This is a genomic window from Curtobacterium sp. MCBA15_016 (assembly GCF_001865105.1).
In the GTDB taxonomy this organism is placed as follows: Bacteria; Actinomycetota; Actinomycetes; order Actinomycetales; family Microbacteriaceae; genus Curtobacterium.
On sequence record NZ_MJGR01000018.1, the window covers coordinates 37,223 to 52,094 of the forward strand.

14 protein-coding genes are annotated in these 14,872 nt (G+C 70.9%); 9 read left to right on the forward strand and 5 right to left on the reverse strand.

From position 1 onward, the window contains the following. Positions 1-101: 101 nt before the first annotated feature. Positions 102-1,136 carry a LacI family DNA-binding transcriptional regulator gene (locus BIV03_RS08040; RefSeq protein ID WP_254789360.1) on the forward strand — a complete coding sequence of 345 codons (1,035 nt, stop codon included), beginning with the start codon at positions 102-104 and terminating at the stop codon, positions 1,134-1,136. A 60-nt stretch (positions 1,137-1,196) separates the two neighbouring features. Here the strand turns inward: BIV03_RS08040 and BIV03_RS08045 are convergent, their stop codons facing one another. Beyond that, entirely contained in the window at positions 1,197-2,186 is a 990-nt protein-coding gene (locus BIV03_RS08045; protein ID WP_071295287.1) for an AraC family transcriptional regulator, read from the reverse strand. Between the two features lie 119 nt (positions 2,187-2,305). Between BIV03_RS08045 and BIV03_RS08050 the strand changes: the two genes are divergently transcribed. Then, complete coding sequence (locus BIV03_RS08050; protein ID WP_070416822.1) at positions 2,306-2,752, forward strand: MarR family winged helix-turn-helix transcriptional regulator; 447 nt, start codon at positions 2,306-2,308, stop codon at positions 2,750-2,752. A 160-nt stretch (positions 2,753-2,912) separates the two neighbouring features. Continuing rightward, positions 2,913-3,068: a hypothetical protein gene (locus BIV03_RS19560; protein ID WP_156794753.1), complete on the forward strand. Its 156-nt coding sequence runs from the start codon at positions 2,913-2,915 to the stop codon at positions 3,066-3,068. A gap of 72 nt (positions 3,069-3,140) precedes the next feature. On the opposite strand, the gene BIV03_RS08055 is transcribed toward BIV03_RS19560, so the two are convergent. From BIV03_RS08055 to BIV03_RS08070, 4 genes are all read right to left on the reverse strand, one after another. Next, on the reverse strand, positions 3,141-3,989 hold the full coding sequence (locus BIV03_RS08055; protein WP_083295042.1) for a carbohydrate ABC transporter permease: 849 nt from the start codon (positions 3,987-3,989) through the stop codon (positions 3,141-3,143). Further along, positions 3,989-4,960, reverse strand: a complete 972-nt coding sequence (locus tag BIV03_RS08060; RefSeq protein ID WP_175475771.1) for a carbohydrate ABC transporter permease — start codon at positions 4,958-4,960, stop codon at positions 3,989-3,991. The genes BIV03_RS08055 and BIV03_RS08060 overlap by 1 nt, the downstream gene beginning before the upstream one ends. Next, entirely contained in the window at positions 4,957-6,276 is a 1,320-nt protein-coding gene (locus BIV03_RS08065) for an ABC transporter substrate-binding protein (RefSeq protein ID WP_071295288.1), read from the reverse strand. Before BIV03_RS08065 ends, BIV03_RS08060 begins: the two co-directional genes overlap by 4 nt. Before the next feature lie 269 nt (positions 6,277-6,545). After that, a complete protein-coding gene (locus BIV03_RS08070; protein ID WP_175475773.1) occupies positions 6,546-7,562 on the reverse strand; it encodes a LacI family DNA-binding transcriptional regulator in 1,017 nt (338 codons plus the stop codon). Positions 7,563-7,717: 155 nt separating this feature from the next. On the opposite strand from BIV03_RS08070, the gene BIV03_RS08075 reads away from it, so the two are divergent. From BIV03_RS08075 to BIV03_RS08100, 6 genes are all read left to right on the forward strand, one after another. Further along, the gene (locus BIV03_RS08075; RefSeq protein WP_070416824.1) at positions 7,718-8,950 is read left to right on the forward strand and encodes a sugar ABC transporter substrate-binding protein; all 1,233 of its coding nucleotides are present in this window, start codon (positions 7,718-7,720) and stop codon (positions 8,948-8,950) included. A gap of 140 nt (positions 8,951-9,090) precedes the next feature. Further along, entirely contained in the window at positions 9,091-9,963 is an 873-nt protein-coding gene (locus tag BIV03_RS08080; protein WP_070416825.1) for a carbohydrate ABC transporter permease, read from the forward strand. Continuing rightward, positions 9,960-10,850 carry a carbohydrate ABC transporter permease gene (locus BIV03_RS08085; protein WP_071295289.1) on the forward strand — a complete coding sequence of 297 codons (891 nt, stop codon included), beginning with the start codon at positions 9,960-9,962 and terminating at the stop codon, positions 10,848-10,850. The genes BIV03_RS08080 and BIV03_RS08085 overlap by 4 nt, the downstream gene beginning before the upstream one ends. 58 nt (positions 10,851-10,908) lie before the next feature. Then, positions 10,909-11,709, forward strand: coding sequence for a ThuA domain-containing protein (locus BIV03_RS08090; RefSeq protein WP_070416827.1), 801 nt, complete (start codon positions 10,909-10,911; stop codon positions 11,707-11,709). After that, positions 11,706-12,818, forward strand: coding sequence for a Gfo/Idh/MocA family protein (locus tag BIV03_RS08095; RefSeq protein WP_071295290.1), 1,113 nt, complete (start codon positions 11,706-11,708; stop codon positions 12,816-12,818). The genes BIV03_RS08090 and BIV03_RS08095 overlap by 4 nt, the downstream gene beginning before the upstream one ends. 161 nt (positions 12,819-12,979) lie before the next feature. Beyond that, on the forward strand, positions 12,980-14,830 hold the full coding sequence (locus BIV03_RS08100) for a DUF11 domain-containing protein (protein WP_071295291.1): 1,851 nt from the start codon (positions 12,980-12,982) through the stop codon (positions 14,828-14,830). Positions 14,831-14,872: the final 42 nt, after the last annotated feature.

Here is a 14,872-nt window from a genome sequence, read left to right on the forward strand (position 1 = left end):
CCGCTGCGGAGAGCGTGCCAGGTGCCGTCGAGCCGTGTCAATCGATATCGATAACGTTTTCTTTACCAATTCGGGCGTCAGCTCAGCGGTACGGTGTGCACATGGACACGGCTCTCGGCATGCGTCCCGGAGCCGGCCGGGTCACCATCGCGGACGTCGCACGCGCCGCCGGAGTGTCGATCCCCACGGTGTCGAAGGTGATCAACCAACGCGACGGCGTCGCCCCCGCGACGATCCTGCGCGTGCAGGAGGTCGTCGAGCAGCTCGGCTACGAGACCTCGCTCGTCGCACGCAGCCTCCGCAGCTCGCGGACGAACGTCATCGGCATCCTCGTCACCGAGTTCGAGCCGTTCTCGACCGAGCTCCTGCGCGGGGTGTCCGGCGCCACCACCGGCACCGGGTACGAACTGCTCGCGTACGCCGGGCTCGTGACCGGTGCCGAGCAGAAGGGGTGGGAACGCCGGTCGCTCTCGCGGTTGTCCGGCACGCTCATCGACGGCGCGATCGTGGTGACCCCGAGCACGGCGCTCTCGAGTTCGTCGATCCCGGTCGTGGCGATCGACCCGCACACCGGCCCCGAGGGGCACGCCACGGTCGACTCCGACAACGAGGCCGGGGCCGTCCAGGCCGTCGAGCACCTCGTCGCGCTCGGGCACACCCGGATCGCACACCTCCGGGGTCGTCCGGACCTGGCGTCGGCACAGCTGCGCGAGGCCGGCTACCGACGTGCACTGGCGGCAGCGGGCCTGTCGGTGGACGAGTCACTGGTCCGCGACGGCGGCTACCAGGAGGACCGTTCGGCCGAGGTCGCCCGCGACCTGCTCGCCGGACCGGACCGTCCGACCGCGGTGTTCGCGGCGAACGACTCGTCGGCGGTGGGTGTGCTCCGCGCCGCAGCCGAGCTCGGACTCCACGTGCCCGGGGACCTGTCGGTGGTCGGGTTCGACGACGTGCCCCAGGCCGCGACCACCACGCCGCCGCTGACCACCGTCGCGCAGCCCTTGGTCGAGCTCGGCTCGCGGGCGGTCGAGATGCTCCTCACGATGCTGCGCGGCGAGCCGACGTCGGACCACGTCCGGCTGCCGACGACCCTGCGCGTGCGCCGGAGCACCGGACCGGCGCCCGCGGACCGCTGACACGGCGCGGCGGACCGCACCGTCAGCGCTGCACCGCGCGCACCGCGCGCTCCGCGACCGTCAGCGCCGCAGCGTCTGCTTCGGGTACTCCCCGAACCGCTCCGCGTACGCCGCCGAGAACCGCCCGAGGTGCGCGAACCCCCACCGACGAGCGACGTCCCCGACCGCCCCGGCGAGCGGATCGGCGTCGAGCAGTTCGGCGCGCACCCGGTCGAGGCGCACCTGCCGCAGGTACGTCAGCGGGGACACGTCGAACACCCGACGGAACGACTCCTGCACCGAGCGCACGCTCAACCCCGACGCCGCCGACAGGTCGCCGATCGTGACGGGCTCCGCGGCGTGGTCGTGGACGTACTCGACCGCGGCACGGAGACGGGCGTTGCGTGGTTGCCCGAGCACCCCGGGCAGATCGTCGAGCTTCGGCGGGAACATGTCGAGGAAGACCTCGGCGGCGGTGACCTTGGCGGTCTGCCAGGCGACGGAGTCCGTGCCGCCGACGCGCAGCGACCGTGCGAGCGCCGTCAACGCCCCCTGCCAGCGCCGCGCCGTCTCGGACCCCGGCACGTGCCGGTCGTCGAAGCGCAGCGCGTGGTCGCCGACGTCGGTGCGCGTCACGGCGACCCGGCGGACGAACGCTCGGTCGAGGTGCACGACCCGCTGGTCGTAGTCCGCGGTGCGGAAGGCGTAGTCGTGGTCCGGCGGGAAGAGTGCCGGGGCGTCGAGCGGCAGGGCGTACCGCTCCCCCAGCCGTTCGATCTCGGCGGTGCCGGAGCTGATCCAGGTCACGACGTAGTCGCCACCGGCCGGCACCACCCCGGAGAGGGCGCCGCGCAACTGCGACCGGCGGATGGTCACCTCGGCGTCGCCGATCGCCGTGTACCGGTAGTCGAACGGCGCGTCGGTCAGCCGCGCGACCCACTGCGTGCCGCCGTAGACCGCGCCGAGGTCCCGCACGGCGTCGTCCGGGTGTCCGCCGGACACCTCGAACCGGACCGTCGCCGGCGTCGTGGTCTGTCCCTCGGCGAAGTCGTCGGTCAGTGGGTCGGCCATGCGCACCCCCACGGCTCGGATGTCCAGATCCCGCGGTCCCCCTCGTTATCTGGATACGCTGTCCCGGTGAGCGCGGCGTATCGTTGCGCGGAACCGATGCGCACCGAAGGGGCGACCGCGTGAGTGAGATCGACCTGACGGCCGCCATCACCCGGCTCGAAGCCGCGATGGGAGCGCTGCGGGGACGACTCCGCGAGCGGATGGACGTCTCCGGCTCGGACCTGACGGTGCTGCAGTTCGTCGCCCGCGCCGAGGCCGCCGAACGCAAGGTGCGGGTCAAGGACCTCGCGTCGCACCTCGGCCTGAGCGGCCCGGCCGTCACCGGCACCGTCGACCGACTGGAGCGTGCCGGGCACCTGTGCCGCGTGCCGAACCCGGACGACGGCCGGAGTCGCTACATCGAGCTGACCCCCGAGACCGAGCGTGCCTACGCGACGGCGATGGACAGCACGAACGAGCATCTGCACGAGCTGTTGTCCTCCTTCACGGAACGGGAGCGGGCGAAGTACGTCCGGGTCATCGACCGGGTCATCGAGGCGCTCGAGTTCGGCGCCCCGTCCCCTTGACGGCAGAGTACGGGCGCGGGCGGACGCACCTCGAACGTTTGTCCACCAAGCGCAGTTAGGTAACTTCCCTACCTATCTTGCCGGACGGACGGGCCACGCACCCGTACCGTCACGATCGGATGCCCCCGATCGGGGGTACGACCACGAGCGGGGAGGAACCATGGGCAAGTACGAATCCCAGCAGGGCGTCGACCCGGTGCGCATCGAGACGTTCCGTCGGATGCGCAAGCGGTGGAAGTACGGCGAGCTGCAGGACGGTGCCGGCCTCTACGAGGACTTCTTCACGGACACCGCCCGCGACCCGCGTCGCCGCTGACGACGGGTCGCGATCGGACGGGAGGCGCGTGGCGGGTCCGCCACGCGCCTCCCGTCCCGTTCCGGGCCCGGTTCAGCCCTTCACCGCGCCCGACGTCAGGCCGGACACGATCGACCGGCGGAACACCAGCACGAGGATGACGATCGGCACCGTCGCCGCCACGCTCGCCGCGAAGATCTGGGCGAACGGCACGGTGAACTGCGTCCCGAACAGGGCGATCCCGACCGGGATCGTCCGGAACGAGTTCTCGCTGTTGAACGTCAGCGCCATCAGGAACTCGCTCCACGACGCCGTGAACGTGAACACCCCGACCGTGAAGAGCCCGGGCTTCGCCATCGGCAGGATCACGGAGAGCACCGTGCGCCAGGCTCCGGCACCGTCGATCTCGGAGGCCTCCTCGATCGTCGAGGGGATCCCGACGAGGTAGTTCCGCATGATCCAGATCGCGAAGGGCAGGTTGAACGCCACGTACGGCACGATCAGCCCCGGGTAGGAGTTGAGCAGCCCGAGGTTCCGCTCGAGCAGGTACAGCGGGGTCAGCACGGCGATCGCCGGGAACACCGAGAGCATGAGCAACGAGGTCATGATCGCCGTCCGCCCGCGGATCCACCGCCCGGCGAGCGCGTAGCCGGCGAGGAACGACAGCGCGAGCACGATCACCGTCGTCGACACCGACACGATGACGCTGTTCACCATGTACTGGCCGAGCGCGTTGTCGCGGAAGGCCACCACGAAGTTGTCGAGGGTGAACGACTGCGGGAAGGCGGTCGGCGGCGACTGCCCGATCTCGGACGCCGGCTTGAGCGACGTCGACACGAGCCAGTACAGCGGCAGCGCGGTGAGCACCGCGATGACGACACCACTGACGTTGACGGTGTTGACCCACTTCCGCCAGCCCTTGCGGACGCGTTGACGGGGCATCAGGCATCCCCTCCCTTCGCCTGGTTCCGGAACGCCCGGAGGAACAGCAGACACCCCGCCGCGACGATGATCGCCGTGGACGTCGCGATCGCCGCACCGGGGCCGATGTTGATGTCCTGGAAGAGCACCTTGTAGCCCATGATCGCGAGCGACTGGGTGGCGGTGCCCGGACCGCCGTTCGTCAGCACGAACGGCAGGTCGAACACGCCGAACGCCTGCAGGATGCGGAACAGCACCGCGATGGTCAGGGTCGGCGTGAGCTGCGGGAGCACCACCCGCCAGAACGTCTGCCAGGTGCTCGCGCCGTCGAGCTCGGCCGCCTCGTAGTGGTCCTCGGAGATCTGCACGAGCCCCGCGAGCAGGATGATCGCCACGAACGGCGTCGTCTTCCAGATGTCCGCGACCATCAGCCCGGTGATCGCGGGCACCGGTTCGCCGAGGATCACCGGGGCCTCGCCGAAGAGCCCGAAGAACCAGGTCGCGACGCCGTACGTCGAGTCGTAGATGTACTTCCAGAGCTGCGCGTTCACGATCGTGACGAGTGACCACGGGATGAGCATCAGCGCCAGCATCCAGCCCCGGGTCGCCCCGAGCCGCTCGAGTACGAGGGCCACGAGCATGCCGAGCACGAGCTCGACGAACACCGTCACGACCGTGTACAGCACGGTGAACCCGAGCGCCCGGTACCAGTCCGCGCTCTGCAGCAGGGCCGCGTAGTTGCCGAGGCCGAACGACCGGATCGTGAACCCCTCGTAGCCGACCTCGACGTCCGCGAAGCTCAGGACGATCGAGTAGACCACCGGGAAGATCGTCACCGCCGCGACGACCAGGAGCGCCGGGGCCGCGAAGCCCCACGCGCCCCGCGCACGGATGCGGTCGAGCCGCGACCGCCCGCTGAGGCGGGGCGGCGGGTCGAGGCGACCCGCGCCTCCTGGACGGGTCGACGACCGCGTCACGGCGCCGGCGCTCACAGTGCCTCGCCCTTCAGGGCCAGCGCGATGGCCGACGCCATCGTGCTCGTGCCGCCGTCGACGGACGCCTGGCCGCCGAGGATGCTGTTGCCGTTCTGGTAGACGCCCTGCGAGACCTTCGGGTAGTAGGCCGTCGACGTCGGACGGGGCACGAGCGTGATGCCCGCAGCGGTGTCGTACGTCGGGCGCTGCTGGCGCTTCGCGTCCTGGCTCGTGAGCGACTCGCTGCGGGCCGGCAGGACCCCGCCCTCGCGGGTGAGGAACTGCTGCGCCGTCTCGCTCGACATCCAGCTCGCGAACGTCAGCGCTGCTGCGGGCTGCTGCGTGTGCGGGTTGATGTAGTTGCCCCACCCGCCGATGGTCGAGTGGTGCTCGTCCTGCCCGTTGAAGGTCGGCCGCGCGGCGAGTCCGACCTTGCCGGCGACCTGGCTGTCCGGCCCGTTCGCGATGCCCCACGCGTACGACCAGTTGCGGAGGAACGCCGCTCGGCCGCCCGAGAACGCGTCGTTCGTGTCCTGCTCCTGGTACGTCAGGGTGGCGCGCGGACTGGCGCCGTCGGTGATGAGAGAGCGCATGAACTCGAACGCGCGCTTCGTCTCCGAGCTCGTGGTCTCGGGTCTCGTCAGGTCGTCGTTGAGCAGCGAGCCTCCGGCGTCCGCGACGAACTCGGTGACGTTGCAGGTGAGTCCCTCGTACACGTCGCCCTGGAACGCGAACCCGTAGCTGACGTCGCCGGTGTCGACGAGCTTCGCCGCCGTCTCGCGGACTTCCTCCCACGACCCCGGGACCTGCAGGGAGTGCTTGGCGAGCAGGTCCTTCCGGTACAGGAAGAACGACTCGTCGATGTAGAGCGGGAACATGTAGTACGTGCCGTCGACGCTCGCGGCCTGCCGGAGCCCCTCGGGGAACTGGTCGAAGAAGTCCGCGCCGACGAGCTCGTTCACCGGGGTCGCGAGCTTGTTCTTCGCGAACTGCCCCGGCCACGCGACGTCCCCGAGGTAGACGTCCGGGGTGCTGCTGCCCGCGGCGATCTGGGTCGTCAGGCTGGTGCGGTTCGTGTCGGTGTCGCTCGGGGCGCTCACGATGCGCACCCGGATGTTCGGGTGCTCCTTCTGGAACTCGGCGATGAGCCGGCGCCGCAGGTCGCCGCCGTCCTTCGAGGCCACCTGCCCCGCCCACCAGCTGATCGTGACGTCACCCTCGGGAGGGTCGGTCGGCCACTCCTGGACCGTGGTGCGCTCGGGTCGGGTGGAGCAGCCGGCGAGCAGCAGCACCCCCGCTCCCCCGAGCAGGAACATCCTGCGGTCGATCGCCATCACGTCCTCCTCGACGTCCCCTGGTGCGAACCTGTACGTCCACACAACCAACGCACCCTGGGTGCCCGGTGGGTGCGGTGCGGTGCCGCTGGTGCGGCGGACGGGAGGCGCGGTGCGGGGCCGACCCGCGCCTCCCGTCCGTCGGGTGGGCGCGTCCGCGCGCGCCGACGCCCGAGACTCGGCCATGCGGACACATTCGCGGTGTCGGAGCCGCGAATGTGTCCGCCCAGGCGAGACTCGGCGAGCGCCCCGCGCGCCCTGCGCGCCGGTCAGGCGGGCGCGGGCGCCGTCGACTCGGCCGTGCGGAGGGTGCACGGCAGCAGGAAGTGCGGCAGCTCGTCGGACTTCCCGTCGAGCTGGTCGATGAGCGCGTCCGCCGCACGGGTCCCGAGCTCGCGCCCCGGAGCCACCATCGTCGACAGCCGCGGGTAGTGCTGGTCGGCGTTGGCCTCGGACGAGGCGATGCTGAGCACCGAGACGTCCTCCGGTACCCGGCGCCCGGCCGCGTACAGGCCGACGAGCAGCCCGGCGGAGGAGTCGTCCTTCATCACGAGCACGGCGGTCACGCCGGGGTCGAGCGCGAGCATCTCGCTCGCCGCGGCACGCCCGCCGTCGCTCCCCGGACCCGCGGTGACCACGGTGCCGCCGAGTCCCCGCGCGGACGTCACCTGCCGGAAGGTGGCCTCGGCGCGGAGGTGCGGCGCGTAGCCGGCCATCGGCGTGCCCTCGAGGTCCTCGAGCACGAGCGCGAACCGCCGGTGCCCGAGCGACTGCAGGTGGTCGATGCTCGACTCGATCGTGGTCTCGAAGTCGATGTCGACGAACGGCAGACCACTGCTGTCCCGGGTGCGGCCGATGAGCGTGAACGGGACGTCGAGGGCGGTCAGGACGGCGACGCGGGGGTCGTCCATCCGCACCTCCATGAGGATCACACCGTCGACGAGCCCCCCGGAGACGAGGTCGTCGAGGTCGTCGCCGGCGGGGTCGACCGGCCAGAGCACGAGGTGGTAGCCGCGCTCGGACGCCCGCTCGGCAGCGCTCATGAAGAACTGCGAGGTGGTCGGGCTGAAGCGGTTGCCGGTGGTCGGGAACAGCAGCGCGATGATCCGGGTGCGGCGGCTCGCGAGCGCCCGAGCGACGACGTTGCCGCGGAACTTCAGCTCGCGCATCGCCGCCTGCACGCGGGCGGTCGTCGCGGGGGTGACGTACTTCGTGCCGTTCACGACGAAGGACACGGTGGCGATCGACACACCCGCCCGATCGGCGACCTGCTGCATCGTGGCCATGCCGCTCAGCCTACCGTCCGGGATGCGAAAAAAGCGCTTTACAGGTGAAGCGCTTTTCTGTTAGCTTCTCGCCCCAAGGAACACAGCGACGATGACGTCAGCGGATTCGTGGTTGCGCGCCTGCCCACTGCATCCGTCAAGAGAAGAGCTCTGCAATGAAGCAAAGATTCCCCTCCCCGTCGCGCCGGACCCGCGCCCTCGTCGGCGCGGTCGCCGTGCTCGCCACGATCCCCCTGGTCCTCACCGGGTGCTCCGGTTCCGGATCGGCCTCGTCCGGCGGGAGCAAGGCCCTGACGATCGAGGACTACTACGACGCGACCTACAACCCCGTGTACAAGCAGTGCGCGAAGGAGGTCGACGCGACGGTCACGATCAACCACGTCGCCGGTGCCGGTCTGATCTCGAAGGTGCTGCAGCAGGCATCCTCGCGGACCCTGCCCGACGTGCTCATGCTCGACAACCCCGACGTGCAGCAGATCGCGGCCTCCGGGGCACTCTCCGACCTCAGCGACTACGGCCTCAGCGCCGAGGGCGACGTCCCCGGCGTGAAGGCGGCGAGCACCTACAAGGGCAAGCTCTACGGCCTGCAGTCGAACACGAACTCCATCGCGCTCTACTACAACAAGAAGCTGCTGGCGGACGCCGGCGTGCAGCCGCCCAAGACCTGGGACGAGCTGAAGGCCGCCGCGAAGAAGCTCACCTCCGGGTCCACGTACGGCTTCGCGATGAGCAACATCAACACCTACGAGGGCACCTGGCAGTTCCTGCCGTTCTTCTGGTCGAACGGCGGTGACGAGAAGGACATCGCGACGCCCGAGGCCGCGCAGGCCCTGCAGCTCGTCGAGGACCTGCAGAACGACGGCTCGATGTCGAAGAGCTCGATCAACTGGGCCCAGGCCGACGTGAACAGCCAGTTCCTCGCCGGGAAGGCCGCGATGATGATCAACGGCCCGTGGCAGCTGCCCGCACTGAACGCGAAGAAGGGCCTCGAGTTCGACAGCGTCCCGATCCCGACCCGCACCGGTTCGGAGACCGTCGCACCGCTCGGCGGCGAGGCGTTCACCGTCCCGCAGACCGGCGACAAGGACAAGATGCAGCTCGCCGCCAAGTTCGTCGGCTGCCTCCACTCGGAGAAGACGCAGAAGGCCCTCGCCGAGGTGAGCGGCAACGTGCCGACGAACCTCGAGGCCGGCGCCGCATGGGCGTCCGACCACCCGCAGGTGGCCTCGTTCGTCACGACCGTGAAGACCGCCCGGGCCCGCACCGGTGAGCTCGGACCGGACTGGCCCAAGGCCGCGACGAAGATCTACACCGCCGTCCAGCTCGCCCTGACGGGCAAGGCCGACCCCGAGGCAGCGCTCGAGCAGGCGCAGTCCCAGAGCCAGTAGTGCACGAGGGAGCCGGCCACCCGGCCGGCTCCCTCCCCACCCTCGGAAGGAGCGGTTCCGGCATGAGCGCCACGACACAGACCCGACCACGGACCCAGGCGTCCGTCCCACCACCACGACCCGGCCAGCGCCGCGCGCGCATGCGGATCGGGATCACCCGATGGCTCTTCGTCATCCCGGCCGCACTCTTCGTGGCCGTGTTCTTCGGCTACCCGGTCGTGAAGAACATCATCATGTCCTTCCAGGACTACACGACCAAGACCTTCTTCACGGGCGAGGCCCCGTGGGTCGGGCTCGGCAACTACATCCAGGTGTTCCAGAGCTCGGTCTTCGCGACGAGCGTCGTGAACACCGCGCTGTTCACCGCCGGCTCGATCATCCTGCAGTTCGTGATCGGCCTCGCCCTCGCACTGTTCTTCCGGCGGCACTTCCCGCTGTCGGGGTTCCTGCGCGGACTCCTCCTCCTGCCGTGGCTGCTCCCGCTGATCGCGTCCAGCGCGGTCTGGAAGTGGCTCCTCGACCAGGACAGCGGCGCGCTCAACCAGCTCCTCGGCGTGGTCGGCATCGCCCCGGTGCCGTGGCTGGTCAGCCCGAGCCTCGCCCTCATCGCCGTCATCGGCGTGAACGTCTGGCTCGGCATCCCCTTCAACACGACGATCCTCTACAGCGGGCTGCAGTCCGTGCCGCCGGAGCTGTACGAGGCCGGCGCGCTCGACGGCGCCACGGGCTTCAAGGCGTTCTGGTACATCACCTGGCCGAGCATCCGGAGCGTGGTGAGCGTCGTGATCGTGCTCGGGGTCGTCTACACGCTGAAGGTCGTGGACATCATCCTCGGCCTCACCGGTGGCGGCCCGGCGAACTCCACGCAGACCCTGGCCACGAACGCCTACCACCAGTCCTTCATCAACTTCCAGTTCGGCATCGGAGCCGCCGTGAGCAACGTGCTCATCGTCGTCTCGTTCGTCTTCGCGATGGTCTACATCGCGATCTCCAGGAAGGCGGTCGACGAATGAGCGTCGGACTCGCGAACCAGACCGTCACCGCCACCCGGGCGATCACCACGAAGCGCAGTGCACGGGTCCCCGGACCGAAGCGCGGCGTCAAGGGCATCCCGCTCACGATCCTCGGCTGCGTGTTCCTCGCGATCATGGTGTTCCCCGTCTACTGGATGGTGAACACGAGCCTGCAGGCCACGTCCGGGGCCGCCACCGCGACCTGGTTCCCGTTCTCCCCCACCTTCCGCGGGTACGAGACGGCGTTCGCCCAGCAGGGGCAGAACTTCCTGTCGAGCATGATCATCGGCCTCGGCACCGTCGTGCTGACCCTGGCGATCGCGACCCCGGCCGCCTACGGGCTGGCTCGGTTCAAGATGCGCGGCACCCGGGTGTTCCTGCTCGTGCTGCTCATCACGCAGATGATCCCGGCGATCGTCATCGCGAACGCGCTCTACACGCTGTTCAACAACGTCGGGCTGCTGAACAGCTACATCGGGCTGATCCTGGCCGACAGCGCCGTCCAGGTGCCGTTCGCCGTGCTGCTCATGCGTGCGTTCATGGAGTCGATCCCGCCGAGCCTGGTCGAGGCAGCGCTCGTCGACGGCGCGAACGACTTCCGGGCGTTCGTCTCGATCGTCCTGCCCATCAGCCGGAACGCCATCGTCACGGCGGCGCTCTTCACGTTCCTCGGCGCCTGGGGCGACTTCCTCATCGCGCTCACCCTGACGTCGACGACCGCGGTCCGGCCGATCACGCTCGGCATCTACAACTACATCGGTTCGAACGTCACCGACTGGGGGCCCGTCATGGCGACGTCGGTCCTCGCGTCGCTGCCGGCGGCCGTGCTGCTCATCGTCGCCCAGCGGTACATCTCCGCCGGCGCACTCGGCGGCGCCGTCAAGTGACGACAGCCCACGCCGGGCGGCCGGCGACGACCACGAACCCCAGCCAGAAAGGCACACCATGACCACCACCCCGCTGCGCATCACCGTCTGGGGCGAGAACGTCCACGAGCAGGTCGAGCAGCACGTCGCCGAGCGGTACCCCGACGGCATGCACGGCGCCATCGCCGACGGCATCCGCGAGAACCTCCCGGACGCCGTCGTCCGCACCGCCACGATGCAGGAGCCCGAGCACGGCCTCACCGACGAGGTCCTCGCCCAGACCGACGTCCTCACCTGGTGGGGCCACGCCGCACACCAGGACGTGGACGACGCCGTCGTCGACCGCGTGCACAAGCACGTCCTGTCCGGCATGGGCCTCGTCGTGCTGCACTCCGGCCACTGGTCGAAGATCTTCGGGAAGCTGATGGGCACGACCTGCACGCTCCGGTGGCGCAGCGAGCACGACCAGGAGCTCGTCTGGACCGTGAACCCGCAGCACCCCATCACGCGCGGCGTCCCGAACCCGATCGTCATCCCCGAGCAGGAGATGTACGGCGAGTACTTCGACGTCCCGACCCCCGACGAACTCGTGTTCATCTCGGGCTTCACCGGCGGCGAGGTGTTCCGGAGCGGCATGACCTACCGCCGCGGTCTCGGGAAGATCTTCTACTTCTCCCCCGGCGACCAGGACTTCCCCGTGTACCACCACAAGGACGTCCGACGCGTGATCGCGAACGCCACCGAGTGGGCGCGGCCGGAGCGTGAGCGGGAGATCCCGACGCTGCGCCGGTACGACCTCGGCGAGTACTTCGACGGCCAGCACTACCGCGGCCCGTTCGACGACGCACCGGTCGAGGAGCACGAAGGGGCACAGGCATGACCCTCCGCGTCGTGCAGGTCGGCGCCGGCGGCATGGGCCGCGCCTGGCTCGCCACCGTCGCGGCCGACCCGGACGTCGAGCTGGTCGGCATCGTCGACCTCGACCTCGACGCCGCCCGGGCCGGAGCCGCGGTCGCCGGCGACCCGACGATCCCCGTCGGCACCGACCTCACCGCCCTCGCCACCGAGACCGGTGCCGAGGCCGTCCTCGACATCACCGTCCCGGTCGCGCACCACCCCGTCACGCTCGAGGCCCTCCGCGCCGGACTCCCCGTCCTGGGCGAGAAGCCCGCGGCGCAGACGGTCGCCGAGGCGCTGTCGCTCGCGGCCGCCGCCGAGGCCACCGGCAAGCTGTTCATGGTGTCGCAGTCCCGGCGGTACAACGACCACCTCGTCGCCTTCCGGCAGCACGTCCGTGGGCTCGGGGGCGTCGGCGGGCTGAGCACGCGCTTCGCCAAGGCCCCGCACTTCGGTGGCTTCCGCGAGGAGATGGACGACGTCCTCCTGCTCGACATGGCGATCCACGCGTTCGACTCCGCGCGCTACGTGCTCGAGCGGGACCCGGTGTCGGTGTACTGCGAGTCGTGGAACCCGTCGTGGTCCTGGTACCGGGGCGACGCCGCGGCCGCCGCGGTCTTCACGTTCGAGGACGACGTCCGCTACGTGTACGACGGCTCGTGGTGCGCACCGGGTGCCGAGACCTCGTGGAACGGCGACTGGCGCGCCTCCGGACCCGCGGGCACGGCGCTGTGGGACGGCGACCACGACCCGTGGAGCGACCTCGACGGCACGCCGGGCGCACCGGACGCGGCCCCGAGCGTCGGCAACGAGATCGCCGGCGCACTCGCGTCCTTCGTCCGTGCGGTCCGCTCCGGCGAGCGCCCCGACGGCGAGGTGCACGGCAACGTGATGAGCCTCACGATGGTGGACGCCGCGATCGCGTCCGCCCGCACCGGGCGGCGCATCGTCATCGACGAGGTGCTCGAGCAGGCGCACGCCACGGCGCTCGAGGTCGAGCAGGACGAAGCCATCCGCGAGCGGCTCGCGTCGTGGGGGTCGGTGCGCGGCGCGCTCGCGACGGGGTCGCCGGACACGGCCGCGCTCGGCTGAGCGACGCTGGCGGTCCGGGAGGCGCGGTGCGGGTCGGACCCGCACCGCGCCTCCCGTCTGCCATCCGTATGTATGCAAACACTTGCCATATCAGTTGGTCACTGGAAAGATCTTGCCGGTCAGTCGATCCCGACTGGCACGGATCAGCCCCAGGAGCCGCCTTGACCGACACCAACCCGCCCGCGCGGACACGCGCCCGCCTCCGCCGAGCCGCGACCATCGCCGCCGGCGGCGGCATCGTCGTGAGCACCCTCGTCATCGCCCCCGCGGCGATCGCCGACCCGGTCGACCACCTCCGGGCCGACACCTGGACCCTCGACGGCCAGCGCGCGACGACCACCCTGCCCGGGGACCTCGCCGGCCTCGGCGACGTCGTCGCCGTCAACCAGGACCCCGCACAGGCCGTGTCGGTCGCCGGAGCAGGGTCGCTCGCGGCGACGGTCGGCTCGCTGCAGCTCCGGCCCACCGCCGCTGCCGTGGGTGCGGCTGCGAACTGCCTCTCCGGCGCTCCGGACCTCACCCCGGTCACGTGTGCGACGTACGGCAGCGACATCACGTTCCCGGCCCCGGTCGTCGACCCGGTGCTCCGACTCTCGGCGTCGGGCGGGGCGAACAGCTCCACCGCCGGCCGGTGCACGTTCGACTGGTACGACGTCGCCGTCTCCGGGATCGACGGCTCACCGACCGACGCCGCTCGGCTCAGCCTGCTGACCTCGCCGAACGGCTGGACGCTCGAGGGTGACACCATCACCCGGCCCGCACAGTCCGCCGCGTCCGCCTGCGACCCGCCGATCGGCGGCGCGATGTACCTGCAGGTGCACGGGGTCGTCCGGTCCCTGCACCTCGACAACGCGTTCCGGGCGATGGTGAACTACGGCGGTCCGACCAACGCGCTGTCGACCTTCCAGGGCGTCGCCGTGCAGGTCCTGCTGCCGACGACCGACCTCGTCGCCGAGGCGTCCGCCCCGGCGCTCCTGCCCGCGGCGGGGACCGCCGAGTGGACGTTCTCGGTGCGCAACGACGGCGCGAACGCCTCGCACGGGTACGTGCTGACGGCCGAACTCCCCGCCGGCGTCACGGACATCGTCGCGCCCGACGGGTGCACCGTCGCCGGGACCACGGTCACCTGCACGGTCGCACCTGCGGGTTCGACCCTCGCCCCCAGCGGCACCGTGCCGACCTTCGCGGCGCTGACCGCGCCGAACGGCACCGCCGACGCCGTGCTCGCCGCCGGCGCATCGGCCCAGCCGATCGTGGTGCGTGCGACGACCCCGTCCGACCGCGACGCCGACCTCACCGCGACCGCGCTCGTCTCCGGAGCCGACCTGGACACGGCACCCGCGTCGAACGCCACCACGGTGACCTCCGCGGCGCAGCGCCCGTCGCTCGCGATGACGAAGCACGCCGATCGTGCGTCGGTGACCGGCGCCGGGCAGACCCTCGTCTACTCGTTCGACGTCGAGAACACCGGCGACGCGGCGCTGTCAGGCCTCTCGATCGACGAGGGCCGCTTCTCCGGCACGGGCCTGCTCGGACCCGTCCGGTGCGCGGCGACCGACCTGCGGCCGGCCGAGACCACCTCGTGCTCGGTCCGCTACACCGTCACGACCGAGGACACCGCGACGCCCGCGATCACCAACGAGGCCACGGCGAGCGCCCTCCCCGCGGGTGAGCCGCAGCGGGTGTCGTCGGCGGCCTCGTCGGTGTCCGTGCCGGTGACCGTCGCCACCGTGCCGGGCGACGTGACCGGCGAAGCCGACGGCGGACAGTCGTCCGGCTCGGGCCGACCGGGTGACAGCAGCGCGACCCCGGGTGTCGTCGTGGGGTCCGCGGACGCCGCGCAGTCCGGTGCCGACCGCTCCCCGGACGCGGCGGACGGGCGCGACACCGGCTCGGACGTCGGCGCGCTCGCCTACACCGGCGCGGAGCTGCTGCCGCTCGCCGTCGGGAGCGTGCTCGTCCTCGTCGCGGGACTCGGCATCTGGACGGCGGCGCGTCGGCGACGCGCCTGATCCGGCCGCCGGGTCGCGCCGTGTGACGCGACCCGGTCCAGG

Coding starts and splice junctions, on each gene's coding strand:
- BIV03_RS08040 (WP_254789360.1), top strand. CDS start 102: ATGGACACGGCTCTCGGCATGCGTCCCGGAGCCGGCCGGGTCACCATC.
- BIV03_RS08045 (WP_071295287.1), bottom strand. CDS start 2,186: ATGGCCGACCCACTGACCGACGACTTCGCCGAGGGACAGACCACGACG.
- BIV03_RS19560 (WP_156794753.1), top strand. CDS start 2,913: ATGGGCAAGTACGAATCCCAGCAGGGCGTCGACCCGGTGCGCATCGAG.
- BIV03_RS08055 (WP_083295042.1), bottom strand. CDS start 3,989: ATGCCCCGTCAACGCGTCCGCAAGGGCTGGCGGAAGTGGGTCAACACC.
- BIV03_RS08065 (WP_071295288.1), bottom strand. CDS start 6,276: ATGGCGATCGACCGCAGGATGTTCCTGCTCGGGGGAGCGGGGGTGCTG.
- BIV03_RS08070 (WP_175475773.1), bottom strand. CDS start 7,562: ATGGCCACGATGCAGCAGGTCGCCGATCGGGCGGGTGTGTCGATCGCC.
- BIV03_RS08075 (WP_070416824.1), top strand. CDS start 7,718: ATGAAGCAAAGATTCCCCTCCCCGTCGCGCCGGACCCGCGCCCTCGTC.
- BIV03_RS08080 (WP_070416825.1), top strand. CDS start 9,091: ATGCGGATCGGGATCACCCGATGGCTCTTCGTCATCCCGGCCGCACTC.
- BIV03_RS08085 (WP_071295289.1), top strand. CDS start 9,960: ATGAGCGTCGGACTCGCGAACCAGACCGTCACCGCCACCCGGGCGATC.
- BIV03_RS08090 (WP_070416827.1), top strand. CDS start 10,909: ATGACCACCACCCCGCTGCGCATCACCGTCTGGGGCGAGAACGTCCAC.
- BIV03_RS08095 (WP_071295290.1), top strand. CDS start 11,706: ATGACCCTCCGCGTCGTGCAGGTCGGCGCCGGCGGCATGGGCCGCGCC.